Origin of the sequence: Achromobacter sp. K91 (assembly GCF_003576205.1) — a bacterium.
Classification (GTDB): Bacteria; Pseudomonadota; Gammaproteobacteria; order Burkholderiales; family Burkholderiaceae_B; genus Achromobacter; species Achromobacter aegrifaciens.
In genome coordinates, this window is sequence record NZ_QWFB01000045.1 from 15822 (window position 1) to 39503 (window position 23682).

23 protein-coding genes are annotated in these 23682 nt (G+C 66.9%); 10 read left to right on the forward strand and 13 right to left on the reverse strand.

The window, feature by feature from the left end; genetic code table 11:
* Positions 1-44: 44 nt before the first annotated feature.
* Together folB and ttcA are read left to right on the forward strand one after the other, a co-directional pair.
* Positions 45-404 carry a dihydroneopterin aldolase gene (gene folB, locus DXK93_RS22785; RefSeq protein WP_008164827.1) on the forward strand — a complete coding sequence of 120 codons (360 nt, stop codon included), beginning with the start codon at positions 45-47 and terminating at the stop codon, positions 402-404.
* 2 nt (positions 405-406) lie between these two features.
* Positions 407-1375 carry a tRNA 2-thiocytidine(32) synthetase TtcA gene (gene ttcA / locus DXK93_RS22790; protein WP_054455226.1) on the forward strand — a complete coding sequence of 323 codons (969 nt, stop codon included), beginning with the start codon at positions 407-409 and terminating at the stop codon, positions 1373-1375.
* Between the two features lie 63 nt (positions 1376-1438).
* Here ttcA and DXK93_RS22795 read toward each other — a convergent pair whose 3' ends face one another.
* The 5 genes from DXK93_RS22795 to apaG all read right to left on the reverse strand — a co-directional run bounded on the left by DXK93_RS22795 (position 1439) and on the right by apaG (position 6277).
* Positions 1439-2395: a D-2-hydroxyacid dehydrogenase family protein gene (locus DXK93_RS22795; protein WP_119451204.1), complete on the reverse strand. Its 957-nt coding sequence runs from the start codon at positions 2393-2395 to the stop codon at positions 1439-1441.
* A 61-nt stretch (positions 2396-2456) separates the two neighbouring features.
* A complete protein-coding gene (locus tag DXK93_RS22800; RefSeq protein WP_054455230.1) occupies positions 2457-3254 on the reverse strand; it encodes a DsbC family protein in 798 nt (265 codons plus the stop codon).
* Positions 3255-3396: 142 nt separating this feature from the next.
* The gene (locus DXK93_RS22805) at positions 3397-4566 is read right to left on the reverse strand and encodes a UbiH/UbiF family hydroxylase (RefSeq protein WP_054455232.1); all 1170 of its coding nucleotides are present in this window, start codon (positions 4564-4566) and stop codon (positions 3397-3399) included.
* Entirely contained in the window at positions 4563-5864 is a 1302-nt protein-coding gene (locus DXK93_RS22810; RefSeq protein ID WP_054455234.1) for a murein transglycosylase A, read from the reverse strand. Before DXK93_RS22810 ends, DXK93_RS22805 begins: the two co-directional genes overlap by 4 nt.
* Positions 5865-5902: 38 nt before the next feature.
* Complete coding sequence (apaG, locus tag DXK93_RS22815; protein WP_039882644.1) at positions 5903-6277, reverse strand: Co2+/Mg2+ efflux protein ApaG; 375 nt, start codon at positions 6275-6277, stop codon at positions 5903-5905.
* 129 nt (positions 6278-6406) lie between these two features.
* On the opposite strand from apaG, the gene rpe reads away from it, so the two are divergent.
* The 7 genes from rpe to DXK93_RS22850 all read left to right on the forward strand — a co-directional run bounded on the left by rpe (position 6407) and on the right by DXK93_RS22850 (position 12972).
* The gene (gene rpe, locus DXK93_RS22820) at positions 6407-7135 is read left to right on the forward strand and encodes a ribulose-phosphate 3-epimerase (RefSeq protein ID WP_054455236.1); all 729 of its coding nucleotides are present in this window, start codon (positions 6407-6409) and stop codon (positions 7133-7135) included.
* A 15-nt stretch (positions 7136-7150) separates the two neighbouring features.
* Positions 7151-7858, forward strand: a complete 708-nt coding sequence (locus tag DXK93_RS22825; protein WP_054455239.1) for a phosphoglycolate phosphatase — start codon at positions 7151-7153, stop codon at positions 7856-7858.
* A gap of 258 nt (positions 7859-8116) precedes the next feature.
* Positions 8117-9637, forward strand: coding sequence for an anthranilate synthase component I (trpE, locus tag DXK93_RS22830; protein WP_119451205.1), 1521 nt, complete (start codon positions 8117-8119; stop codon positions 9635-9637).
* Between the two features lie 56 nt (positions 9638-9693).
* Positions 9694-10260: an aminodeoxychorismate/anthranilate synthase component II gene (locus DXK93_RS22835; RefSeq protein WP_054455244.1), complete on the forward strand. Its 567-nt coding sequence runs from the start codon at positions 9694-9696 to the stop codon at positions 10258-10260.
* A gap of 12 nt (positions 10261-10272) precedes the next feature.
* A complete protein-coding gene (trpD, locus tag DXK93_RS22840; RefSeq protein WP_054455246.1) occupies positions 10273-11304 on the forward strand; it encodes an anthranilate phosphoribosyltransferase in 1032 nt (343 codons plus the stop codon).
* Positions 11301-12089 carry an indole-3-glycerol phosphate synthase TrpC gene (gene trpC, locus DXK93_RS22845; protein WP_054455247.1) on the forward strand — a complete coding sequence of 263 codons (789 nt, stop codon included), beginning with the start codon at positions 11301-11303 and terminating at the stop codon, positions 12087-12089. The genes trpD and trpC overlap by 4 nt, the downstream gene beginning before the upstream one ends.
* Before the next feature lie 19 nt (positions 12090-12108).
* Complete coding sequence (locus tag DXK93_RS22850) at positions 12109-12972, forward strand: LysR family transcriptional regulator (protein ID WP_054455250.1); 864 nt, start codon at positions 12109-12111, stop codon at positions 12970-12972.
* Positions 12973-12981: 9 nt separating this feature from the next.
* Here DXK93_RS22850 and DXK93_RS22855 read toward each other — a convergent pair whose 3' ends face one another.
* The 8 genes from DXK93_RS22855 to DXK93_RS22890 form a co-directional block, all read right to left on the reverse strand.
* Entirely contained in the window at positions 12982-14154 is a 1173-nt protein-coding gene (locus DXK93_RS22855) for a thiolase (protein WP_054455252.1), read from the reverse strand.
* On the reverse strand, positions 14151-14537 hold the full coding sequence (locus DXK93_RS22860; protein WP_054455254.1) for a Zn-ribbon domain-containing OB-fold protein: 387 nt from the start codon (positions 14535-14537) through the stop codon (positions 14151-14153). Before DXK93_RS22860 ends, DXK93_RS22855 begins: the two co-directional genes overlap by 4 nt.
* Positions 14534-15778 (reverse strand): CaiB/BaiF CoA-transferase family protein, encoded by a 1245-nt coding sequence (locus DXK93_RS22865; RefSeq protein ID WP_119451206.1) that lies wholly within the window; start codon positions 15776-15778, stop codon positions 14534-14536. The genes DXK93_RS22860 and DXK93_RS22865 overlap by 4 nt, the downstream gene beginning before the upstream one ends.
* A gap of 35 nt (positions 15779-15813) precedes the next feature.
* The gene (locus DXK93_RS22870; RefSeq protein WP_119451207.1) at positions 15814-17892 is read right to left on the reverse strand and encodes a 3-hydroxyacyl-CoA dehydrogenase NAD-binding domain-containing protein; all 2079 of its coding nucleotides are present in this window, start codon (positions 17890-17892) and stop codon (positions 15814-15816) included.
* Positions 17893-17929: 37 nt separating this feature from the next.
* Positions 17930-18907: a tripartite tricarboxylate transporter substrate binding protein gene (locus DXK93_RS22875; RefSeq protein ID WP_147400262.1), complete on the reverse strand. Its 978-nt coding sequence runs from the start codon at positions 18905-18907 to the stop codon at positions 17930-17932.
* 38 nt (positions 18908-18945) lie between these two features.
* A complete protein-coding gene (locus DXK93_RS22880; protein ID WP_119451209.1) occupies positions 18946-19338 on the reverse strand; it encodes a MaoC family dehydratase in 393 nt (130 codons plus the stop codon).
* A 10-nt stretch (positions 19339-19348) separates the two neighbouring features.
* Positions 19349-19783, reverse strand: coding sequence for a MaoC family dehydratase (locus DXK93_RS22885; protein ID WP_054455264.1), 435 nt, complete (start codon positions 19781-19783; stop codon positions 19349-19351).
* 156 nt (positions 19784-19939) lie between these two features.
* The gene (locus DXK93_RS22890) at positions 19940-21802 is read right to left on the reverse strand and encodes a sigma-54-dependent Fis family transcriptional regulator (RefSeq protein WP_119451210.1); all 1863 of its coding nucleotides are present in this window, start codon (positions 21800-21802) and stop codon (positions 19940-19942) included.
* 304 nt (positions 21803-22106) lie between these two features.
* On the opposite strand from DXK93_RS22890, the gene adh reads away from it, so the two are divergent.
* Complete coding sequence (gene adh / locus DXK93_RS22895) at positions 22107-23636, forward strand: aldehyde dehydrogenase (protein WP_054455268.1); 1530 nt, start codon at positions 22107-22109, stop codon at positions 23634-23636.
* The last annotated feature ends 46 nt before the right edge of the window (positions 23637-23682 follow it).

A 23682-nucleotide genomic window follows, 5' to 3' on the forward strand; every position in this document is an offset into this window, starting at 1 on the left:
GCTGTCGCCTTACAATTCCGGGCTACCCCACCCAGGTTTTCATCATGCCTACACGCCGCATCATTCTTTCCGGGCTTGCGCTCGACGCCCGCATCGGCATCCTCGAGCACGAGCGCCGCGCCACCCAGCCCCTGCATGTCGACGCCGACTTCGACGTGGACATCCAGCGCTCGGTCGACGACCACGACATCCACAGCGTGCTGGACTACCGCCGGCTGCGCGAGGCCATCGTGGAAGAATGCACGCAGGCGCACGTGAACCTGATCGAAACCCTGTCGGAGCAGGTCGCGGCGCGCCTGCTGGCCGACTTCCAGGAAATCCGCGCGCTGCGCCTGCGCATCAGCAAGCCCATGGCCTTTTCCGACTGCGCGGCGGTAGGCGTGGAAATCCAGATCACGCGTTGACCATGAACGATATCGCTACCCCTGAGGTGCGCTTTCGCACCGAGGCCGAAGAAAAGGCCCGCCACGAAGGCAACAAGCTGACCAAGCGCCTGGCCCGCGAAACCACGCGCGCCCTGTCCGACTACAACATGATCGAAGCAGGCGACCGCGTCATGGTCTGCCTGTCGGGCGGCAAGGATTCCTACGCGCTCCTGGACATCCTGCTGCAGCTGCAGAAGCGCGCCCCCTTCAAGTTCGAGCTGATCGCGGTCAACCTGGACCAGAAGCAGCCGGGCTTTCCCGACCACATCCTGCCGCAGTACCTGACGGAACTGGGCGTGCCCTTCCACATCGAGACGCAGGATACGTATTCCATCGTCACGCGCGTGCTGGAAGAGGGCAAGACCATGTGCTCGCTCTGTTCGCGCCTGCGCCGCGGCATCCTGTACCGCGTCGCCTCTGAACTGGGCGCGACCAAGATCGCGCTGGGCCATCACCGCGACGACATCCTGGGCACGTTCTTCCTGAACCTGTTCTACGGCGGCAAGGCCAAGGGCATGCCGCCCAAGCTGGTGTCCGATGACGGCCGCCACACGGTGATCCGCCCCCTGGCCTATGTGCCGGAAACCGACCTGATCGCCTACGCGGAGCTCAAGCAGTTCCCCATCATTCCCTGCAATCTCTGCGGTTCGCAAGAGAACCTGAAGCGCAAGGAAGTGGGCCGCATGATCAAGGAATGGGACAAGCAGCATCCGGGCCGCTCGTGGAACGTGTTCAACGCGCTGTCGCGCGTGGTGCCTTCGCACTTGATGGACCGCGACCTGTTCGACTTCGTGGGTTTGAAGCCTACTGGCCAGCCGGACGCCAATGGCGACACGGCGTTCGACGCCGAGGATCCGCAGGAAGATGCTGGCGAAGCCTGTGGCGATACGCCGCAAGCGCTGGAGCCCGGCGCCATTGTCGAAAAGAAGGTGACGTTCACGCGCAGCTGAAAACTGCGCGCAGAAATGAAAAAGGCTGCCCTGCGCAGCCTTTTTCATTTGCAGGCGCTACGCCTACGCGTTCAGCACGCGGATGGGCTTGCCGGCTTTCCACGCCTTCACCGCTTCCAGCGCATTCTGATAGAAGGCTTCGAAGTTCTCGCGGCTGACGTAGCCCAGGTGCGGCGTCAGGATCACGTTGTCCAGGTCCCGCACGGAATCCGTGGGCGACAGCGGCTCTTCGGGATAGACGTCCAGGCCGGCGCCGGCGATGCGGAACTTCACCAGCGCGTCCATCAAGGCTTCCTGGTCCACCAGGCCGGCGCGCGAAGTGTTGACCAGGTACGCGGTCGGTTTCATCGCGGCCAGCGCGGCCGCGTCGACCACATGGCGGCTGCGCTCGGACAGGATCAGATGCAGGCTGACCACGTCGGACGTGGCGAAGAGTTCGTGCTTGTCCACCCGCTTCACGCCCGCCGCCTCGGCGCGCTCGTCGGTCAGGTTGGGGCTCCAGGCCACCACGTCCATGCCGAAGGCCAGGCCTACCTTGGCGACCGCCGCGCCCAGCTTGCCCAGGCCCAGCACGCCCAGGCGCTTGCCTGCCAATGGTTCAGGCATGGCCGTCTGCCACATGCCGCGCCGCATGGCCGCGTCTTCGGCCGGCAGGTGCTTGAACAGGCCCAGGATGTGCGCCCAGGCCAGTTCGGCCGTGGCGGTGTTGGCGTCGGCGCTGCCGGGCGCGCCGCAGACGACGATGCCCTGCTCGGCGCAGGCCTGCATGTCGATGGCGTTGTTGCGCATGCCGGTGGTGACCAGCAGGCGCAGGTTCGGCAGGGCGCGGATCCGCTCCGCGGGGAACGGCGTGCGCTCGCGCATGGCGACAATCACGTCGTAGGGTTCAAGCGTGGGCTCGACCTGTTCTTCGGGAATGAAGTTGTTGAAGATCTGCACCTCGGCGTCACCGCCCAGCGAGGTCCAATCCGCATAGCGCTTGGCTACGTCGTGGTAATCGTCGAGTATTGCGATTTTCAAAAGCTGTCTCCGGGGGCTTGGCGCCTGTGGCGCCAGCCTCCCGGCCGGCGCCGCGCGCCGGTCAGTTCAAGCGGGCTTTGAATTGCTCCAGCGGCAAGGCGCCGCTGACGCGCGAGCCGTCTGCAAAGAACGTGGTCGGCGTGCCGCGCACCATCAGCTTCTGGCCCAAGGCCAGCAGCTTGTCCTCGGGCACGTCGCAATTGGCGGTGGCGGGCTTCTTGCCGCGCAGCATCCAGTCATCCCAGGTGGCGCCCGGGTCCTTCGAGCACCACACATCGCGCACCTTGTCCTTGGAATCGGGCGACAGGATGGGATAGAGGAAGGTGTAGACGGTGATGTTGTCGACGTTTTCCAGCGTCTTGCGCAATTGCTTGCAGTAGCCGCAGTTGGGGTCTTCGAAGATAGCGACCTTGCGCGAACCGTCGCCCTTGACCTGCTTGATGGCGAGATCCAGCGGCAACTGGTCGAACGACACGGCGCTCAGGCGTTCCTGCGTTTCGCGGGTGACGTCGCGACGCGTCATGGCGTCGATCAGCGGACCTTCCATGACCCACGTCACTTTTTCATCCGTGTAGATGAGGTCCATGCCCAGCTGCACTTCGAACAGGCCGTAGGGCGTGCGGCGCACGGCCGTGACGTCCATGCCGTCGAAACGCTGGCGGAAACGCTCCTTGACCGCGTCCGCCACGGGATCGGCCGGCGCCACCTGGGTGGTGGAGTAGCTCTTGTCGCCCTTGGCGGGCTGCCCTACGGACTGGGTGGAGACAGACTTGTCGCCCTGGGCCGCCACGCCGGCGGACATGCCCAGGCCCGCGGCCAGGAAACAAGCCGCCAAGGTGGCGGATATGCGGAAATTCATCGGTACTCCTGTACTCATCTATCGTGTTCTTGTGCGGAAAGGGTAACCGATCCGCGCCTGGGCGAATCCGGTCTGCGGGCAGGCGCCCCCTAAGGATCAGACAATCCGCCCGCGGGCGAGGTTCCGCGGGACCGATCCGGCCCTAGTTGGCCGAGGCCCCGGTTATCAGGCGGCGCTTGATCAAAGGCGCCCGCTCTACCCAGTGCATGCCGGCATTGCGCAGCCAGACCAGCGGCGTCGCCCGCGACGCGAACAGCTTGTGCAAGCCGTCAGTGGCCAGGCGCATGGCCAGCACCGGCTCGGCGCGCGCGCGCTGGTAGCGGTGCAGCACGCGCAGGTCGCCCGCCGAGCGATAGGCTTCACGGCCCGCGACCACGCGGGCCAGCGCCTCGACGTCGCCCAGGCCCAGGTTCAGCCCCTGGCCCGCCAGCGGGTGCAGGCGGTGGGCCGCGTCGCCCGCCAGCGCGATACCCGGCGCAACCATCTGGGCGCGCTCCAGCGTCAAGGGAAAGCCATGCAGCTTGCTGCGGACCTTCAGCGCGCCCAGGCGGCCTTCGGCGGCGTCGGCCAGCAGGGTTTCGAGGCGAGCGGCCTGCTCCTCGGGCGGCAGGGCCAGCAGTGCCTGGGCCAGCTCGGTGCGCATGGACCAGACCATGGAAACCTGCGGACCGGCAGAGGTATCGGGCAGCGGCAGCAGGGCCAGCACGCCGTCGTCTCGGAACCACTGGAAAGCGGTGCCCTGGTGCGGACGCTCAGCGTCCAGGTGCACCACCAGGCCCGTGTCGTCGTAGGACACGGATTCATGCTTCAGGCCGGCGGCCTCGCGCAGCGGCGACGCCGCGCCATCGGCGCCCACGAACAGCTCGGCCTCGATGCGCGCGCCGCTTTCGGTGTCGATGGCGCCGTCGCGGTAACCCGTGCAGCGGTCCTCCAGCCAGGGGATGCCGAACATGCGGACCGCCTGGATCAGCACGCGCTCGATTTCGCCGGACTCGACGATCCAGGCCAACTGCGGCAGCGCCGCCTGCCAGGCGCTCAGGTTCACCTGGCCGTCGGCGTCGCCGTGGATTTCCATGGCGTTGACCGGCGTCAGCCGGGACGCGGGCATGGCGTCCCACACGCCGAGCTCGGCCAGGAAACGCTGGCTGGCGGGCGAAATGGCATAAACGCGCGGGTGGTAGCGGTCGGGATCGGCCGGCGGCACGCTGGCGCGCGGCGCCAGCACGGCCACGCGCTGGCCGCGGCGGGCCAGCGCCAGGGCAGTGGACAGGCCGACGATGCCGGCCCCGCAAACGACGATCTGATGGCTCATCTTGCGCTCGGCTCCCCAGCCTGTTTCGGCCACAGCACCCACATCTGGCCGCGTTGCTTCATGCGGCCGGCCTGCTGGCCGGCGTCGTCGCCGTAGCCCCAGTAGAAGTCGGCGCGCGCGGCGCCGCGGATGGCCGTGCCCGTGTCCTGGGCCAGCACCAGGCGCTGCAGCGGCCGGTCGGACGCCGGATAGGTCGTGGCCAGGAACACCGGCGTGCCCAGCGGCACGAAACCCGCGTCGACCGCGATCGAACGCATGGGGGCCAGCGGCACCGCGTAGGCGCCCTTGGGACCTTGTTCCGGATCGACTACCGCCTCTTCGCGGAAGAACACCACCGCCGGGTTGGCGTTGAGCATTTCCGGCACGCGCTTGGGATTGCGCTGGGCCCAGGCGCGGATGTTCTGCATGGAAGCCTGGTCGGCCGACAACTCGCCGCGGTCGATCAGCCAGCGGCCGATGGAGGCGTAAGGCTGGCCGTTGTGGTCGGCATAGGCCACGCGGATGGTCTTGCCGGAATCGGGACCGTCGGTCAGCTGCACGCGGCCCGAGCCCTGCACCTGCAGGAAGAAGTTGTCGACGGGGTCATCCACCCACACCAGCACAGGCGGACGCCGGCCGGAGGACTCGATGGCGGCGCGCGAGTCATAAGGCACCACCCGCTTGCCGTCCAGCTTGCCGCGCACGCGCTTGCCCGCCAGTTCCGGATAGATCGAGCCCAGGTCGATGGTCAGCAGGTCCGCGGGCACGGTGTACAGCGGCCACTGATGGCTGCCGCCCTGGCGGCGCGAGCCGCGCACCAGGGGCTCGTAATAGCCTGTCACGGTGTTGGTGGCCGGCTTGCCGTCGGCGGCGTTCAGACGCCAGGGCTGCAGATAGGTCTGCAGGAAGCGGCGCACGCCCTCGCCATCGCCCGCAGCAGGCGCGCGGGACGGATCCGCGGCGGCCGCGCAGACCGGCTGCCAGGCCCGCGGCGTGGCGCGCGCGGGCGCGGCCAGGTTGCCGCTGGTCGGCCGCATCAGGCCGCGGCAATTGCGCAGGAACAGAGGCCAGAAGCGCGACAGGTCATCGTTGGTCCAGCCGGGCATCTCGGCCCAGTTGGCCGCCTTGTACTTGCCAGCCAGCGCGCGCGGCGGAGTATCGGGCAAGGACGCCAGCGACGGCACCACCAGCGGGCCGTCGGCCGCGGGCGCGGACGGGCCGGGGATGCCGGTCGAACCGGAGTCGGGAGGAATGTCAGAGGGGGTGGAACATGCCGCCAGCAATACGGACAGCACGGACAGACTGAGAATGCGCTTCATGAGCAAATAAAAAAACGTGCGACGGATGGCCGGGCCATTCAATGCAGGGTACGCGGCATGGCCAGGACGAATTCGGAGATCGGCACTTCGAACGGTATGCCGTTCTCGCCGACGCAGTGGTAGGTGCCGCGCATCGTGCCCACCGGCGTGGGCAGGGGACAGCCGCTGGTGTACTCGAAGGTTTCGCCGGGCGCGAGCAAGGGCTGCTGGCCCACGATGCCCAGCCCGCGCACTTCCTGCACGCGCTGGTTGCCATCGGTGATGATCCAGTGGCGGCTGATCACCTGGGCGGGATGCTCGCCGGTATTGGTGATGCGGACGGTATAGGCGAACACGAACTGCTGTTCGCCAGGATCGGACTGTTCAGGCACGAAGCGCGGAGAGACAGAGACGCTCAGGTCGTAAGGTTTCACAGTCCTTCCCTGTGTGGTGCTGGCGGGCGGCCGTGGTACGGCGCCGGACGCTGGAAAAGACGCGGTTCCCGGACCCGCCGGGCCGGGCCATTCCCGGTACCGCGCCTCAAACTGCAATAATGGCACATTATGCCCTCCCCGATCCCGAACATCATGTCTACCCAACAGGCTTCCACCCGCATCACCCCCAGCATCCTGTCGGCCGACTTCGCCCGCCTGGGCGAGGAAGTCCGCAACGTCGTCGCCGCCGGCGCCGACTGGATCCACGTGGACGTGATGGACAACCACTATGTCCCCAATCTGACCATCGGCCCGATGGTGTGCGCGGCCATCCGCCCCCACGTCCAGGTGCCGATCGACGTGCACCTGATGGTGGAACCGGTGGACGACCTGGTGCCGATGTTCGCCAAGGCCGGCGCCGACTACATCAGCTTCCACCCTGACGCCAGCCGCCACGTGGACCGCACGCTGTCGCTGATCCGCGAAAACGGCTGTAAGGCCGGCCTGGTGTTCAACCCCGCCACCCCGCTGTCCTACCTGGACTACGTGATGGACAAGATCGACCTGATCCTGATCATGTCGGTGAATCCGGGCTTCGGCGGCCAGAGCTTCATCCCCGGCGCGCTGACCAAACTGCGCGAGGCGCGCGCGCGCATCGACGCCTGGACGCAGGCCGGCGGCCAGGAAATCGTGCTGCAGGTCGACGGCGGCGTGAAGATCGACAACATCGCTGAAATCCGCCGCGCCGGCGCCGATACCTTCGTGGCCGGCTCCGCCATCTTCGGCAAGCCGGACTATGCCGGCATCATCAAGTCCATGCGCGAACAGATCGCCATCGGCGAAACCACCGCCATCTAAGCTCCGGGAACCGACATGACCGCTTTTCGCGCCGCGCTGCTGGACCTGGACGGCACCCTGCTGGATTCGATTCCCGACCTGGCCTTCGCCGCCAACGCCATGCGCGTGGAGCTGGGCATGTCGCCGCTGCGCGAAGACGTGGTGGCCACCTTCGTGGGCAAGGGCGTGGACAACCTGGTGCGCCGCAGCCTGGCCGGCAGCCTGGACGCGGCCGACCCCACCGCCGCCGAGTTCGATGTCGCCCGCGCCGCCTTCTATCGCCATTACCACCTGTCCAATGGCGAAAAAGCGCAGATCTACCCTGGCGTCATCGACGGCCTGAAGCTCATGCGCGAGCAAGGGCTGAAGCTGGCCGTCGTCACCAACAAGCCCACCGAATTCACCCTGCCGCTGCTGCAACGCACGGGCCTGGCGGGCTTTTTCGATGCCGTGGTCTGCGGCGACACCTGCGAGCGCCGCAAGCCCGATCCGGATCAGGTGGTGCATGCCTGCGACCTGCTCGGCGTCGCTCCGCACGAAGCCGTGACCATCGGCGATTCCGTCAATGACGCGCAGGCGGGCCGCAGCGCCGGCACCCAGGTCCTGGTCGTGCCTTACGGTTACAACGAAGGCCGGGACGTGCGCGAGCTGGATGTCGATGGTATAGTTGACACGCTAGTCGCCGCCGCCCAGTGGGTCGCGCTCTGGAATCAAAACCAGAACGCGGCAAAAACAGGCTCCTGAACAACGGCGGCTCACCGCGAATTCAATACTGAACAAAGCTCAATGAACGTTTCCATCCAGAACCAAATGCTCGGCGCCTCGTGGCGCTGGTGGCGTTTGTCTTCCGGGTGGCGATGATCCCTCCCGGCCCTGGACGCGTATGCCGCCTAGTGCCGTAGCTGTGTAAACACAGAGCCAAGCCCGGAACCAGTAACCTGGACCGGGCTTTTTTGTTGCGCGCCTGGTCCGATAGCAGATAAATCGCTCACGAGACCCGACATGACCGAAATCGAATTCAAGGCCCTCGCCGCACAAGGCTACAACCGCATCCCGCTGGTCGCCGAAACCTATGCCGACCTGGACACGCCGCTGGGCATCTACCTGAAGCTGGCGCACGCCGGCCCCCAGGGCGGACGCATGACCTGCCTGATGGAGTCGGTGGTGGGCGGCGAACGCTTCGGCCGTTATTCCTTCATCGGCCTGCCGGCCCGCACGGTGATCCGCGCCAGCGGCACCCGCACCGAGGTGCTGCACGACGGCAAGGTCGCCGAAACCCATGACGGCGATCCGCTGGCCTTCATCGAGCAATACCAGAGCCGCTTCAAGGTCGCCCTGCGTCCCGGCATGCCGCGCTTCTGCGGCGGCCTGGCGGGCTACTTCGGCTACGACACCGTGCGCCACATCGAGCCCTGCCTGGGCCCGGCGGTCAAGCCGTTCCCCGCCGGCATGGAAGGCGGCACGCCCGACCTGATGCTGATGCACGTGGACGAGCTGGTCATCGTCGACAACCTGGCCGGCCGCATCTACCTGATGGTCTACGCGGACCCGGGCCAGCCCGAGGCCTACAGCCGCGCCCAGCAGCGCCTGCACGACCTGCGCGCCCGACTGCGACGCCCGGTGGAAATTCCCTACAGCCACGCCAGCATGCAGACCGAAGAGCGGCGCGACTTCAAGAAGGAAGACTATCTGGCGGCCGTGCACCGCGCCAAGGAACACATCGCCGCCGGCGACCTGATGCAAGTGCAGATTGGCCAGGTCATCGCCAAGCCCTTCCGCGATTCCCCCCTCTCCCTCTACCGCGCCCTGCGGTCGCTCAATCCCTCCCCCTACATGTACTTCTGGAACTTCGGCGACTTCCAGGTGGTCGGCGCGTCGCCGGAAATCCTGGTGCGCCAGGAACGCGTGGTGGAAAACGGCGAACCCAAGTCGCAGATCACGATCCGTCCCCTGGCCGGCACCCGCAAGCGCGGCGGCACGCCCGAGGAAGACACCGCCCTGGCCGCCGAACTGAAGGCCGATCCCAAGGAAGTGGCCGAACACGTGATGCTGATCGACCTGGCGCGCAACGACGTGGGCCGCGTGGCCCAGGTGGGCTCGGTCAAGGTCAGCGACACCATGGTGATCGAACGCTATTCGCACGTGATGCACCTGGTGTCCAACGTCACCGGCACGCTGAACCCGGGCATGAGCAGCATGGACGTGCTGCGCGCGTCCTTCCCCGCAGGCACCCTGACCGGCGCGCCCAAGGTCGAGGCCATGAAGATCATCGACGAACTGGAACCCGTGCGCCGCGGCATCTACGGCGGCGCGGCCGGCTACCTGAGCTACGGCGGCGAAATGGACGTGGCCATCGCCATCCGCACCGGCGTCATCAAGGACGGCACGCTGTACGTGCAGGCCGCCGCCGGCATCGTGGCCGATTCCAACCCTGAAGCCGAATGGGCCGAAACCGAAGCCAAGGCCCGCGCGGTGCTGCGCGCAGCCGAACAGGTGCAGCACGGCCTGGACGAGCCCATCTGAGGCCCCGCCCCCACCGGACATATCCGGGCCGCCGGGCGGCCCCACAGGAGAATTAAATGCTGTTGATGATCGACAACTACGACTCTTTCACCTACAACCTGGTGCAATACTTCGGTGAACTGGGCGAAGACGTGCGCGTGGCGCGCAACGACCAGATCACGCTGGAAGAGATCGCCGCCATGAACCCGGACCGCATCTGCGTGTCGCCCGGCCCCTGCTCGCCGGCCGAGGCAGGCATCTCGGTGCCCGTGATCCAGGCCTTCGCGGGCAAGAAGCCCATCCTGGGCGTGTGCCTGGGCCATCAGGCCATCGGCGCGGCCTACGGCGGCGACATCGTGCGCGCGCAGCAGATCATGCACGGCAAGACCGTGCAGATCTCGCATACCGGCACGGACATCTTCACCGGTCTGCCCACCCCGTACACCGTGATCCGTTACAACTCGCTGACCATAGACCCCGCCACCCTGCCCGACTGCCTGGCCGTGACGGCGACCGCGCCGGACGGCGACATCATGGGCGTGCGCCACAAGACCCTGCCGCTATACGGAGTACAGTTCCATCCCGAGTCGGTGCTCAGCGAGCACGGCCATGCCCTGCTCCGCAATTTCCTGAACCTCGCCTAAGAAGGACGCATCGTGACTATTTCCCCCGCCGAAGCGCTGACGCGCTGCATTGAACACCGCGAAATCTTCCACGACGAAATGCTGCATCTCATGCGCATGCTGATGCGCGGCGAAATGTCGCCGCAGATCGCAAGCGCCTTGCTGATGGGCCTGCGCGTGAAGAAAGAGACCATAGGCGAAATCACCGCCGCCGCGCAGGTCATGCGCGAATTCGCCACGCCCGTGGTCACGCCCAACCCCGCCGACCTGCTGGACATGTGCGGCACCGGCGGCGACGGCAGCCATACCTTCAACATTTCCACCACCGCCATGTTCGTGGCGGCGGCGGCCGGCGTGCCGATCGCCAAGCACGGCAACCGCAGCGCCTCGTCGTCCAGCGGCAGCGCCGACGTGCTGGAAGCCCTGGGCGCCAACCTGGTGCTGACGCCCGAACAGGTGGCCGAGTGCATCCAGGCCACCGGCATCGGCTTCATGTTCGCGCCCGCCCACCATGGCGCCATGAAGAACGTGGCCGCCGTGCGCAAGGAACTGGCCGTGCGCACCATTTTCAACATCCTGGGCCCGCTGACCAATCCGGCCGGCGCCGCCAACCAGTTGATGGGCGTGTTCCACCCCGACCTGGTCGGCATCCAGGTGCGCGTGCTGGAACGCCTGGGTTCGCGCCACGTGCTGGTGGTGCACGGCAAGGACGGCATGGACGAGGCCTCGCTGGGCGGCGCCACCCTGGTCGGGGAACTCAAGGACGGAAAGGTCCTCGAATATGAGATCCATCCCGAGGACTACGGGCTATCCATGATGTCCAACCGCAGCATCAAGGTGTCCAATCGCGAACAATCGCGCGAGCTTGTCATCGAGGCGCTCGAAAATGTCGAGGGCACCGCCCGCGACATCGTCGCGCTCAATGCGGGACTCGCCATTTATGCTGGCAATAAGGCCGATTCCATTCCCGAGGCATTGGCTCTAGCATTTGAACTTATCTCCACCGGCGCGGCGCGAGCCAAGCTGGAAGAATTCTGCGCATATACCCGGAAATTCCTGAAATGAACGATATTCTCGCGAAGATCCTCGCCGTCAAGGCCGAGGAAGTCGCCGCCGCTCGCCAGATGCGCAGCGAAGCCGAAGTCCTGCGCGAAGCGCAGGCGCGGCAGGACGTGCGTGGCTTTGCCCAAGCCATCGAAGACAAGATCTCGCAAGGCAAGCCCGGCGTCATCGCCGAAATCAAGAAGGCCTCGCCGTCCAAGGGCGTGCTGCGCGACCCTTTCAATCCCCCGGAAATCGCCGCCACCTATGCGGTTCACGGCGCGGCCTGCCTGTCGGTGCTGACCGACGTGCAGTTCTTCCAGGGCTCCCACGACCATCTGCGCCAGGCGCGCGCGGCCTGCTCGCTGCCGGTGCTGCGCAAGGACTTCGTGATCGATCCCTACCAGATCATCGCCGCGCGCGCCATGGGCGCGGACTGCGTGCTGCTGATCGTGGCCGCGCTCAGCCCGGCGCAACTGCGCGACTATGAAACGCTGGCGATGGAACTGGGCATGGACGTGCTGGTGGAAGTGCATGACGCCAAGGAACTGGACGTCGCGCTGACCATGAAGACTCCGCTGCTCGGCATCAACAACCGCAACCTGCGCACCTTCGAGACCAGCCTGTCGAACACCCTGGACCTGCTGCCCCGGATTCCCGCGGGCAAGCGCGTCGTAACCGAAAGCGGCATCCTCAAGCCGGAAGACGTGCAGCTGATGCGCCAGCACAAGGTCGACGCCTTCCTGGTGGGCGAAGCCTTCATGCGCGCCAAGGATCCGGGCGCGGAACTTGCGCGCCTGATGGGCTGACCGGCCGGCCCGGGAGCCCATGGACACCACCTTCCTGCTCAATTTCATCCAGGTCATCGAGCAGGGTTCGATCGCCGAGGTTGCGCGCAAGAACGGCCTGACACCGGCGGCGGTCAATCAGCGCATCAAGAAGGTCGAGGACGAACTGGGTTTCAAGCTGGTGGTGCGTTCCGGCCGCACCGTCAAACCCACGGTCGAAGGCGCGCAGATCCTGGCGCAGGCCAAGCACGTCATGGAAGAGGTGCGCAACCTGAAGGCCGCGTCCCAGGGGCCGGTGGTGTTCGGCCACCTGACCCTGGGCGCGTTCGATTCGGCCATGACCACGCTGATGCCCACGCTGCTGGCGCGTCTCATCGACCGGCATCCCAATCTCGAAATCAGCCTGGTCAAGGGCTATTCCGTCAATCTCTACAGCAAGATCTGCGACGGAGAGATGGACGCGGCACTGATACTGCAGCCGCAGTTCCAGATGCCCAAGAACCTGGAATGGCGCCGGGTGCGTGACGAGCCGCTGGTGGTGCTGGCGCCGGCCTCGCTCGCCGAGACCGACCCGCACCAGCTGCTGCGCGCCAATCCGCTGATCTGCTATGACCGCAAGCTGTGGGGCGGGCAGCTCGCCGCCAACTACTTCCGCCAGCACAGCATACGGCCCAAGATACGCATCGAAACCGCTTCCATCGAGGTCATCGCGCTGCTGGTAGGCCAGGGACTGGGCGTGTCCCTGGTGCCGGACGGCGCAGGCGAACTGCGCCCGGACTCCGGGCTGCGCAAGATCCCCCTGCCGGACGACGAGCACTTCCGCAGCGTCGGCCTGCTATGGAACCGGCAATCGGTCCGCGCCGCCCTGATCGAGGAAATCTACGAGATCGCGCGGGCCGCCTGAGGCGGGGCCTCAGCAGGTTCCCTCGGCGCCCAGGATGACCGTGGACTGGCTGGACAGCGTGCCGCCGTTGCCGTGCGCCAGGGCCAGGCGCGCATCCCGGACCTGGCGCTCGCCCGCCTGGCCGCGCAACTGGCGCACCGCTTCGATCACCAGGAACACCCCGTACATGCCCGGATGGACGCAGGACAACCCGCCCCCGTTTGTGTTCACCGGCAGCCTGCCACCCGGCGCAATGCCGCCGCCGCGCACGAAGGCCCCGCCCTCGCCCTTGGCGCAGAATCCCAGGTCTTCGAGGAACAGGATGGTGTTGATGGTGAAGGCGTCGTATAGCTGCGCCACGTCGATGTCGGCTGGACGATAGCCGGCCATTTCGAACGCCAGCGCGCCCGACTGGCGCGCCGCGGTGGTGGTCAGGCTCTCCATCGCGGATATCTGGCGGTTCCATACGGCGGTCGCGCTGCCCAGGATGTAGGCGGGAGGCTGTGGCAGATCCCGGGCGCGGTCGGCCCGCGTCATCACGAAGGCGCCCGCGCCATCCGTCACCAGGCAGCAATCGCGGACAGTCAGCGGATCCGATACCCGGCGCGCGCTCAGCACCTCATCAATTGATAGTGGATCGCGCGAATATGCTTCGGGATTGAGTTGCGCCCAGCGGCGCGCCGCCACCGCAACTTCGGCCAAATCCTCGCGCCGGGTGCCAAACTCGTGCATGTGGCGCCTGGCGGCCAGCGCGTAGGCGCTGGGCGGATTCAAAGGTTCATACGGCATTTCGTAGGGCTGAGGGTCCAGCGCCTTGCGCGTGGCCGCAATCGCCGAGCGTCCGACGGCAGCTGTCTTCTGCGCGCTGCCGTAGCAGACCAGCACGGCATTGCACTGCCCCGAATCCAGCGCATGGGCCGCGGCCAGGATGTAGGACATGAAGCTGGAGCCGCCCAGGCAGGTTCCATCGATGTAGGTGGGGCGGATGCCCAGGGTCTCGATGACGGACATAGGCCACATGCTGGCCGCCACGCTGGAGGTCGCGATGCCGTCGATGTCGCGCATCTGCAAGCCCGCATCCCGCACCGCCGCATGGGCGGCCCGCACCAGCAGCTCCATGTCCGTGTAGCCCGGCGCCTGGCCGAGGCCGAAGTGGCCAACGCCGGCGATGACCGTCTTACCCCGCAATTGCCGGTAGTTCATTGCTGCGCCTCCTCGAACAACACGGCGGCGGCGCCGTCGCGTTCGCCGATTACGGCCCTTACGGCCATGCCGATGCGCACCTGGTCAGGCGGCATGCCCACGACGTTGGACATCATCCGCACGCCCTCCTCCAGATCGAGCAGCGAAACGTTGTAGTCGCCGCCGGCCTCGGGCTTGCGCGCGACAGTGGTGCAACTGTAGACAATGGCCCGACCCGTCGGTGCGACCCAGGTCAGCGCCTCGCTGCCGCAATGTGGGCAGATTTCGCGCGGCTGGAACACGTGCCGCGCGCAATCGGCGCAGCGCTGGATCAGGAAGCGGCCCTGCGCCAGGTGGTCGAAGTACTGCTTCTGGGTGCCTGCATTGGCGGCTGCGCTGTTCATCGCGATTCTCCCTGGCTTGCGGGCTGCTGCAGCGCCGCGATTTCAGTGTCGCTGCATCCGAGCCTGGCGCTCAGGACGCTCTGCGTATCGGCTCCCAGCAAGGGAGCCGCGTTGCGGTAGGCGACCGGGCTTTCCGAGAAACGCATCGGACTGCGGACCTGCGGCACGCTTCCGCAGACTGGGTGCGGCAACGAGAATTTCAGGCCGCGGGCGCGCACCTGCGGATCCTCATGAACCTGGGCGATGTCGTTGATCACGCCTACCGGCACGCCTGCGGCATCCAGCAGGCCGACCCATTCGTCGCGGCCTCGCGTGAGAAACAGCCGCTCGAGTTCGGGAATGAGCACGCCCTTGGCGAGCACGCGCCCGGTATTGGTCAGGTAGCGCTCATCTTCAGCCAGATCGGGCCGGCCCGCCGCGGCGCAGAATTTCTGGAACTGACCGTCGTTGCCAACGCCCAGCACCACATGCCCATCCGCCGCCTCGAACACCTGATAAGGGGCCAGGTTGACATGCGCGTTGCCTTCACGGCGGGGCACCTCGCCCGACAGAAAGTAGTTGAAGTTCTGCACGCCCAACGCCGCCACCTGGCAATCCAGCATGGAGATATCGATCTGTTGGCCCAGGCCGCTGCGGCCGCGCTCATGCAGCGCCGCGAGGATGGCGCTGGTGGCGTACATGCCCGCCATCAGGTCGGCGGCGGCGTTGCCGGCCTTCTGCGGACCGCCGCCAGGCAGCGCGTCCTTTTCCCCAGTGATGCTCATCAGACCGCCCAGCGCCTGGATCACGAAGTCATAACCGGGCTTTTCCGCGTAGGGACCGTCCTGGCCGAACCCCGTGATGGAGCAATAGATGAGCCTCGGGTTCAGCTCCCGCAGGCTGGCGTAGTCCAGGCCGTACTTGCGCAGGCCGCCCACCTTGAAATTCTCGACGAAGATGTCGCATCCGGCTGCCAGCCGGCGCACCGCGTCCGCGCCAGCCTGGGTTGCGATGTCCAGGGCCAACGACTTCTTGTTGCGGTTGGCGGCCAGGTAATACGCCGACTCCTGCGTGCGCCGGCCTTCGGCGTCCATCAGATTGGGCGGCCCCCAGCCGCGGGTGTCGTCGCCCGATAGCGGGCGTTCGATCTTCAGTACTTCGGCGCCCAGGTCGGCCAGGTTCTGCGTGCACCAGGGACCCGCCATGATGCGGGTCATGTCCAGCACGGTGATGCCGCTAAGCGGAGGTTCTCTGTTAGACATAGGATGTGTGTACGTGGATGACGGAAGGGAAAGCCTCAGCGAGGGTAAAAGCCGCCGCCGTCGCGCGCCTGGGCGAGCAGCAGCGGCGCGGGCGTCCAGTACTGCTCGCCTGCCAGGCTGGCGTAATGGCGGATGCGCTCGCAGAGGCGCGCCGCGCCGATCTGGTCCGCATGGAACATCGGGCCGCCGCGGAACCGCGGAAAGCCGTAGCCGTTGAGCCAGATGGTGTCGATGTCCTCCGGCCGGCTGGCGACGCCCTCCTCCAGGATCAGCGCCCCCTCGTTGATCATGGCGTAGAGGCAGCGCTCCAGGATCTCTCCGTCGGAAATCTCGCGCCGCCTGATGCCGCGCCGTTCCGCGTTGTGCACGATCAGTTCGGAAATGGCCGGGTCCACCGACCGTTTGCGCTGCGCATCATAGGTATAGAACCCTGCCCCGGTCTTCTGCCCCAGCCGTCCCGCCGCGACGATCTCGTCCAGGATGTTGCAGGCCACCTCGCGTGGGCTCAAACGGTCCAGCCGGCTTTGGCGGTTGCGCCAGGCCACATCCAGGCCCGCCAGGTCGTTCAGCTGGAACTGTCCCATCGGAAAGCCGAACTCGCACAGCACGCGGTCGACCTGCTCGGGCAACGCGCCTTCCTCCAGCATGAAGTAACACTCGCGGGTGCGTCGCGCCAGCATGCGGTTGCCGACGAAACCATCGGACACCCCCACCATCACCGCCACCTTACCCAGGCGCTTGCCCAAGGCCTGGATCGTGGCCAGCGCGCGCGGCGAACTGCGCGCGCCGCGCACGTTTTCCAGCAGCTTCATGATGTGGGCAGGGCTGAAGAAATGCATGCCGACGACGCTCTCCGGGCGGCGCAGGTCCGCCGCCAACGCATCGATGTCCAGGAACGAGGTGTTGGTGGCGATCAGCGCATCCGGCCGCAGGTTCTCTTCGATGCTGGCCAGTACCTGCCGCTTGACGCCCATGTCCTCGAAGACGGCCTCCACCACGAGGTCGCAGTCGCACAGCGGCTCGTATTGCTGCGTCGGCGTCAGCGCGCCGCTCCGCGCACGCTGCGTGGCTTCGGTGATGCGGCCCTTCGCCACATCGTTGCTATAGGTCTTGCCTATGGTCTCGACGCTGGACGCCAGCACCTTTTCGTTCTGCTCGACCAGCACGACGGGGATGCCCGCATTCAGAAAGCACATGGCGATGCCCGTGCCCATGGTGCCGGCGCCGACCACGCCGGCCTTGCGCACCGGCGCCGCGTCCTCGGCGGGCAGGCCGGCGGGCTTGGTCGCGATGCGCTCGGCGAAGAACGCGTGGCGCAAGGCTTGCGCCTGCGGCGACGCCACCAGTTCCCGGAAACGCTCACGGCCATAGGCCACGCTGTCCTCGAAACTCGAAGCGACGCTGCGCATGGCCACGTCGACGCAAGCCTGCGGCGCCAACTGGCCTCGATGGCTGACCTGGAACCTGGCGCGTGCGGCCTCGAACAACTGAGGTTCGCAGGCCGGAACCGGCAATTCCCGCGTACGCCGCGCGCCCTGGCCCTCCGCCAGCAAGCGCTGGGCGTACGCAATGGCGGCGGCCCGGACATCCTCCTGTGCTAACGCGTCCGCCAAACCGGCTTCCAGCGCCTCGGCCGCGTCTATTGGTTTGCCGCCCGCAGCCATGTCCAGCGCCTTCTCGACGCCCGCCAGGCGCAGCAGCCGAGGAATACCGCCCGCCCCGGGGATGATACCCAGGGTGGACTCGGGCAGGCCCAGGCGGGCTCGCGCATCCACCACCCGGTAGTGGCAGCCCAGGGCCAGTTCCAGCCCCCCGCCCAGCGCGGAACCGTGGATCGCCGCGACCACCGGCTTGGCGCTGGATTCGATGGCGTGTATCACCTGCGACAGGTGCGGGTCCAGCGGCGGCTTGCCGAACTCCTTGATATCGGCCCCGGCCACGAAGGTAGCGCCGGCGCAGGCAATGACGATGGCCCGGGTATCGTCATCGCCTGCCGCCTGCTCCATGGCATGCAGCAGGCCGGCGCGCACCGCCTGGGACGTGGCATTGACCGGAGGGTTGTCGATGACGATGACGCGGATGTTTCCGCTAAGCGTGGAAGTTACGGCTTGCATGGTTGTCCTGGAGTGATGGCGGCCTCGCCGCCGGTGTTCAGCGCGATGCCTGCAGCGGCACCTTGGCCGTCTTGATGACCTGCGCCCACTTGTCCTTTTCCTGGCTGATGTAACGCCCGAAGCCCTCGGGCGTATCGGTCTGCGGCTCCATACCCTGTTGCCGCAGCCATTGCGTGAAGTCGGGCTTGTCCACCATCTCGCGCAGCGCCGCGTTGAGCTGCGCGACGATCGGCTGCGGCGTGCCGGCGGGCGCGAGCAGCCCATACCAGCCTGCCGCCTGGAATCCCGGATAGCCGGATTCGGCCACGGTTGGCACCTGGGGCAGCGACTGGATGCGTTGCGCGGTTTCCACCGCGAGAGGCACCAATTGCCCCGACTGGATCAGCGGCACCAGCGTGATCGCGTTGTCGCTGACCGCGGAGATCAGGCCCGACTGCACGTCGACCAGCGCCGCCGAACTGCCCTTGTAAGGCACGTGCAGCATGTCCACGCCCGCAGTCGACTTGAGCAGTTCCATGGACAGATGCTGCGTCGATCCGGTGCCGGCCGACCCGAAGGTCAGCTTGCCAGGATCCTTCTTAGCCAGGGCCAGGAATTCACCCAGGGACTTCGGTCCGAGCTTGGGACTGACGGCAATGACCAGGGGCGAGACCGCCACGATGGTGATGGGCGCGAAGTCCTGGACCGGGTCGTAGGGCAGTTGCTGGTACAGCGAAGGATTGATGGACATCGCGCCCGAGAAGGTCATGCCCAGGGTGTAGCCGTCGGCGGGCGCCTTGGCGATGGCGGACATGCCCACGATGGCGGCCGCGCCGGGCTTGTTCTCGATGACCACGGGCTGGCCGAATTTCTCCGTCAATCCACGGCCTATCATGCGCGCCAGCGTATCGGCGGCGCCGCCGGCCGCGGCCGGCACGATCATGCGGATAGGCTTGTCGGGATACGGCGCGGCCCAGGCGGCCGTCGCGGCCATGACCGCGCAAGAGAGGGCAAGACTCTGCAGGATGCGTTTCAAGATTGTCTCCTTATGCTTGTTATGTGTTGCGGCCGGGTTCAGCCGCGGCGGCGGGTGATGGTTCCCACCTGGACCTTCTTTCCGTCAGCCAGGGTGCAGGCGTAGGCCAGCTCCAGCCATCCGGGTTCGCTGCGGGTCACTTCGAATGCAACGTCCACGGCCTCCCCCGGCCGCGTGAACGCCACGAACTTCGCCTCGATCTCACTGCCGTCGAGCCACGTATCGCCAAGCAGATCGGCGGCCATGTCGAGAACTGGCGCCATCACCAGCGCCCCCTGCACGATGACTCCGCCGAAAACGCTGTTGCGCGCATATTCGGGATCGGTGTGCGTCCTGCCGGTGGTACCGTGCAGCGCGCCGAAGCGGTTGATGTCTTCCTGTTCCGCGCCGCGCGCGACGCTACGGAACTTGTCGCCTACCTTGAATTCCATGCCGGCCTCCTCAGTTGGGCCAAACCAGGCTGCGCTCCGCCACCAGAGCGACGCGCGCGTTTTCCAGCTTGCGGACGGTGATCTCCAGCACCACGAAGCGCTTGTCGTTCTTCAGGTACTTGTCCTTCACCAGCACGCTGGCCTCCAGCTCCTCTCCTGGATACACGGGCGCCAGCAGACGGACTTTCTCGCGGGCGTGCAGCACGCCAGTCGGCCAGGCAAAGGCCGCGTGCTGCGGTTGAAAGCTGCCGACCAGCACCGGATGCACGCTGCGCACGGGCGCGCCGCCTTGCGCCAATACGGCGCGGCCGCTGCCGTCGAGGACCGGAGTGTGTTCGAAGGTGCCGATGAAAGCGTCGCTGTCTGCGGCGCCGATGCTGTAGCGGCTGGGAGGAAAGAGACGGCCTATTTCGAAGTCGTCGTAGAACAGCTCGTTGCTTGCCATGTCATCACCTGGGTTGAAGGGGATGCGGGCATCGTAAGCAGTTCTTCCCGTGTGCTGGGATAGTTAACCTATCTTCAAAAGATAGTTTTTGTGCACGCCTTGCGTACACGTGGCAAACACCGGCGCAGCGCCGCGCGCAAGGAACGGAAAATTCCGCTAGGCCGGACGCGGCAGGCGGCGATAAAGCGTGCTGCGGTGTACGCCCAGCGCGCGCGCTGCGCGGCTGACATTGCCGCCGTGGGCGGCCAGGGCGTCGCGGATCGCGGCGTCCGTCATGGCTTGCAGATTGGTCGGGTCATCGACGCCCGCAGCGGGCGGCGGTGGCGCCGCGCCACGGATATCGGCAGGCAGCATGTCGGCCTCGACGACACCGGCAGGTCCCGCCAGCACGTGCAGCGTGCGCAGCACGGCCACCAGTTGCCGGTAATTGCCGGGCCACGCGTACGCAACCAGGATTGCTTCGATGTCGGGCGGCAGGACCGGCCCCGCGCCTTGCGCCGCCCACAGGCCGCGCAGCAGTTCCAGGCGGTCGGCGCGCGCGCGCAGCGGTTCCAGCGTGACGGTGTATTCGGCGATGCGGAAATACAGGTCCGGGCGCACCGGCGCATCGGGCCCTTCATGGGCCAGCGGCCGGTGCGTCGCGCATACCAGCGCAAAGTCCACGGCCACCGGCCTCGCCGCGCCCAACGGCGAGACTTCGCGCGTCTGCAGCACACGTAGCAGGCGCGATTGCAGCATCAGCGGCATGTCGCCGATCTCGTCGAGGAACAGCACGCCGCCGTGCGCCTGGCGCAGCAGCCCTTTGCTGCCCTGGCGCCGCGCGCCGGTGAAGGCGCCGTCTTCGTAGCCGAAAAGTTCGGATTCGATCAGGCTCTCAGGCAACGCTGCGCAGTTCACCGCCACGAACGGCCCGCAGGCGCGCTTGCTGCGCGCATGCAGCTGACGCGCGAACACTTCCTTGCCGACGCCGGTTTCGCCTTGCAGCAGAATCGACACACCCGCATCCGACAAGTGCACGGCGCGCGCCAGCGCGCCCAGGGTTGGGGCATCGAAACTCGGCGCAGCGGGGCGCGAGCCGGCCGCTGGCGGCAGTGACGGCAGTGACGGCGCTTGCGGGGCGCGCGAGCGCGGCCAGCGCAAGCGCGCGTGGTACACGACGCCCGAACGCGCCTGCACCCGGCCCGCCGCGTCGGGGCAGCGTTCCATGTCGCCGTCGAACACGTCGCCGTAGCGGTACACGCCCAGAGCCGTGGGCGCCAGGCCGAGCGCCTGCAAGGCGCGGCGGTTGGCGCCGATCAGCAGGTCGCCCTGGAAGGCCAGCAAGCCCTCGCCGGGCGCGCCCAGTCCGGAGCGATCCACATGCAGCCGCAGCACGGCGTGCTGCTCGTAGGCTTGTTCGAACAAGCGGTGCTCGATCAGGTCGACGGCGGCGCGCACCAGTTCCAGCACGTCGGGCCGCAGGTCGCGCGCCGGGCTGGACAGGTCCAGCACGCCCAGCGTGCGGCCCTCGCTATCGGTAATGGGGACAGCAGCGCAGGTCAGGATGCGGTTGGGTTCGAAATAGTGTTCCGCCCCGTGCACGGCGATGGGCCGGCCTTCCACCAGGGCGGTGCCGATGGCATTGGTGCCTGCCGCCGCTTCGTCCCAAGGCGCGCCGGGCATCAATGCCACGCGCGAGGCGCGCTGGGCGAAACCGGTGTCGCCGTCGGAATCCAGCACCAGGCCCTGGGCATCGGACAGGATCACCAGGCCGCCGCTGCCGCCAGCCTGGCGGCGCAGCATGGACATGGCGGGTTCGGACAGCCGGCGCAGCGCCTCGTTACGCTGCTGGGCCTCGCGCAGCTCGCCCTGGGTCATGAGTTCGGCGCGGCGCACGCCGCGCATGTCGAAGCCCAGGTCGGCGCAGCGCCGCCACGACCGCAGGATGGGCTCGGCGACCACGCCGCCGGGCACCGCGCCTTGCTGGTTGAACAGCAGGCGCGCTTGCGTCAGCGCATGCTGACGGGATTGAGTGGCCATGCATGTCTCCTGGGACAGGCGTTCTGCGACACCTGTTCCGCGACGATGTCGCAAAAAGCGACAGGGAAGGCCCCCACGCCGCACCCGCTACGCGGGCTTGCTGCCCCCAAGGGGACTGGCCCGCCTTGGGACGGCCCGGCGGCGGGCCGGCCCTCGAGGGGCTCTACTGCATATTGCCCGTTCTGAAACCTACTTTCGCATGCAAGCCGCGGGCTGTCCAGCGGGGAAGCACCGACTGGCACGCTCCTTGCTTGATACGGGACAGGCAGCCGACTGCCGCACCCCCACAATACCGGAGACAAGCATGGACATCGCGACCCGCATCACCCCCGACTCCTACGGCACCCGCCTGGACCTGAAAACCCAGTACGACAATTTCATCGACGGCAAATGGCAGAAGCCCGCCGACGGCGAATACTTCGACAACGTCACGCCGGTCACGGGCCAGGTGCTGACGCGCAATGCCCGCTCCAAGGAGCGCGACATTGAACTGGCGCTGGACGCCGCGCACCGCGCCGCGCCCAAATGGGGAGCGACCCCGGCCGCGCAGCGCGCCCGCATGCTGATGCAGATCGCCGATGTAATGGAGGCGAACCTGGAACGCCTGGCCACGGCCGAAACCTGGGACAACGGCAAGCCCATCCGCGAAGCGCGCGCCGCCGACATTCCGCTGGCAATCGACCACTTCCGCTATTTCGCTTCCTGCATCCGCAGCCAGGAAGGCTCGCTGTCCGAGATCGACCACGACACGGTCGCCTATCACTTCAACGAACCGCTGGGCGTGGTCGGCCAGATCATTCCTTGGAACTTCCCCATCCTGATGGCGGCATGGAAGCTGGCGCCGGCCCTGGCCGCAGGCAACTGCGTGGTGCTCAAGCCCGCCGAGCAGACGCCGCTGGGCATTCTGCTGCTGATGGAACTGATCGGCGACATCCTGCCGCCCGGCGTGGTGAACGTGGTCACGGGCTTCGGCCTGGAAGCCGGCAAGCCGCTGGCGTCCAACAAGCGCATCGCCAAGATCGCCTTCACCGGCGAGACCACCACCGGCCGGCTCATCATGCAGTACGCCTCGCAGAACATCATCCCGGTCACGCTGGAACTGGGCGGCAAGTCGCCCAACATCTTCTTTGCCGACGTGGCCGCGCAGGACGATGACTTCCTCGACAAGGCGGTCGAGGGCTTCGTCATGTTCGCGCTGAACCAGGGCGAGGTCTGCACCTGCCCCAGCCGCGCGCTGATCCAGGAATCCCTGTACGACAAGTTCATGGAACGTGCGCTCAAGCGCGTGGCCGAGATCAAGCAAGGCAATCCGCTGGACGCGGACACCATGCTGGGCGCGCAGGCATCCACCGAGCAGCTGGAGAAGATCCTGTCGTACCTGGACATCGGCAAGCAGGAAGGCGCCGACGTGCTGGCCGGCGGCTCGCGCGCGCAGATGCAGGGCGCGCTGGAAGGCGGCTATTACGTGCAGCCCACGGTGTTCAAGGGCCACAACAAGATGCGCGTGTTCCAGGAGGAAATCTTCGGGCCGGTGGTGGCCGTGACGACCTTCAAGGATGCCGACGATGCGCTGGCCCTGGCCAACGACACGCTCTACGGCCTGGGCGCGGGCGTGTGGTCGCGCGACGCCAACACCTGCTATCGCATGGGCCGCGCGATCAAGGCCGGCCGCGTGTGGACCAACTGCTATCACGCCTATCCGGCGCATGCGGCGTTTGGCGGCTACAAGCAATCGGGCATCGGACGCGAGAACCACAAGATGATGCTCAACCACTATCAGCAGACCAAGAACCTGCTGGTGAGCTACTCGCCGAAGAAGCTGGGTTTCTTCTGACCCCGCCATGGCCTGGCGCCGGGCCGCGAGGCCCGGCGCGCCTCAA

What these genes read in the sequence shown, in the direction of transcription:
- rpe (WP_054455236.1), top strand. Translation starts at nt 6,407, where the DNA reads ATGCCCTCCCCGATCCCGAACATCATGTCTACCCAACAGGCTTCCACC.
- DXK93_RS22800 (WP_054455230.1), bottom strand. Translation starts at nt 3,254, where the DNA reads ATGAATTTCCGCATATCCGCCACCTTGGCGGCTTGTTTCCTGGCCGCG.
- DXK93_RS22880 (WP_119451209.1), bottom strand. Translation starts at nt 19,338, where the DNA reads ATGGAATTCAAGGTAGGCGACAAGTTCCGTAGCGTCGCGCGCGGCGCG.
- ttcA (WP_054455226.1), top strand. Translation starts at nt 407, where the DNA reads ATGAACGATATCGCTACCCCTGAGGTGCGCTTTCGCACCGAGGCCGAA.
- DXK93_RS22810 (WP_054455234.1), bottom strand. Translation starts at nt 5,864, where the DNA reads ATGAAGCGCATTCTCAGTCTGTCCGTGCTGTCCGTATTGCTGGCGGCA.
- DXK93_RS22865 (WP_119451206.1), bottom strand. Translation starts at nt 15,778, where the DNA reads ATGTCTAACAGAGAACCTCCGCTTAGCGGCATCACCGTGCTGGACATG.
- DXK93_RS22890 (WP_119451210.1), bottom strand. Translation starts at nt 21,802, where the DNA reads ATGGCCACTCAATCCCGTCAGCATGCGCTGACGCAAGCGCGCCTGCTG.
- DXK93_RS22825 (WP_054455239.1), top strand. Translation starts at nt 7,151, where the DNA reads ATGACCGCTTTTCGCGCCGCGCTGCTGGACCTGGACGGCACCCTGCTG.
- DXK93_RS22805 (WP_054455232.1), bottom strand. Translation starts at nt 4,566, where the DNA reads ATGAGCCATCAGATCGTCGTTTGCGGGGCCGGCATCGTCGGCCTGTCC.
- adh (WP_054455268.1), top strand. Translation starts at nt 22,107, where the DNA reads ATGGACATCGCGACCCGCATCACCCCCGACTCCTACGGCACCCGCCTG.
- trpC (WP_054455247.1), top strand. Translation starts at nt 11,301, where the DNA reads ATGAACGATATTCTCGCGAAGATCCTCGCCGTCAAGGCCGAGGAAGTC.
- DXK93_RS22835 (WP_054455244.1), top strand. Translation starts at nt 9,694, where the DNA reads ATGCTGTTGATGATCGACAACTACGACTCTTTCACCTACAACCTGGTG.
- DXK93_RS22885 (WP_054455264.1), bottom strand. Translation starts at nt 19,783, where the DNA reads ATGGCAAGCAACGAGCTGTTCTACGACGACTTCGAAATAGGCCGTCTC.
- DXK93_RS22850 (WP_054455250.1), top strand. Translation starts at nt 12,109, where the DNA reads ATGGACACCACCTTCCTGCTCAATTTCATCCAGGTCATCGAGCAGGGT.
- DXK93_RS22860 (WP_054455254.1), bottom strand. Translation starts at nt 14,537, where the DNA reads ATGAACAGCGCAGCCGCCAATGCAGGCACCCAGAAGCAGTACTTCGAC.
- trpE (WP_119451205.1), top strand. Translation starts at nt 8,117, where the DNA reads ATGACCGAAATCGAATTCAAGGCCCTCGCCGCACAAGGCTACAACCGC.
- folB (WP_008164827.1), top strand. Translation starts at nt 45, where the DNA reads ATGCCTACACGCCGCATCATTCTTTCCGGGCTTGCGCTCGACGCCCGC.
- DXK93_RS22855 (WP_054455252.1), bottom strand. Translation starts at nt 14,154, where the DNA reads ATGAACTACCGGCAATTGCGGGGTAAGACGGTCATCGCCGGCGTTGGC.
- DXK93_RS22870 (WP_119451207.1), bottom strand. Translation starts at nt 17,892, where the DNA reads ATGCAAGCCGTAACTTCCACGCTTAGCGGAAACATCCGCGTCATCGTC.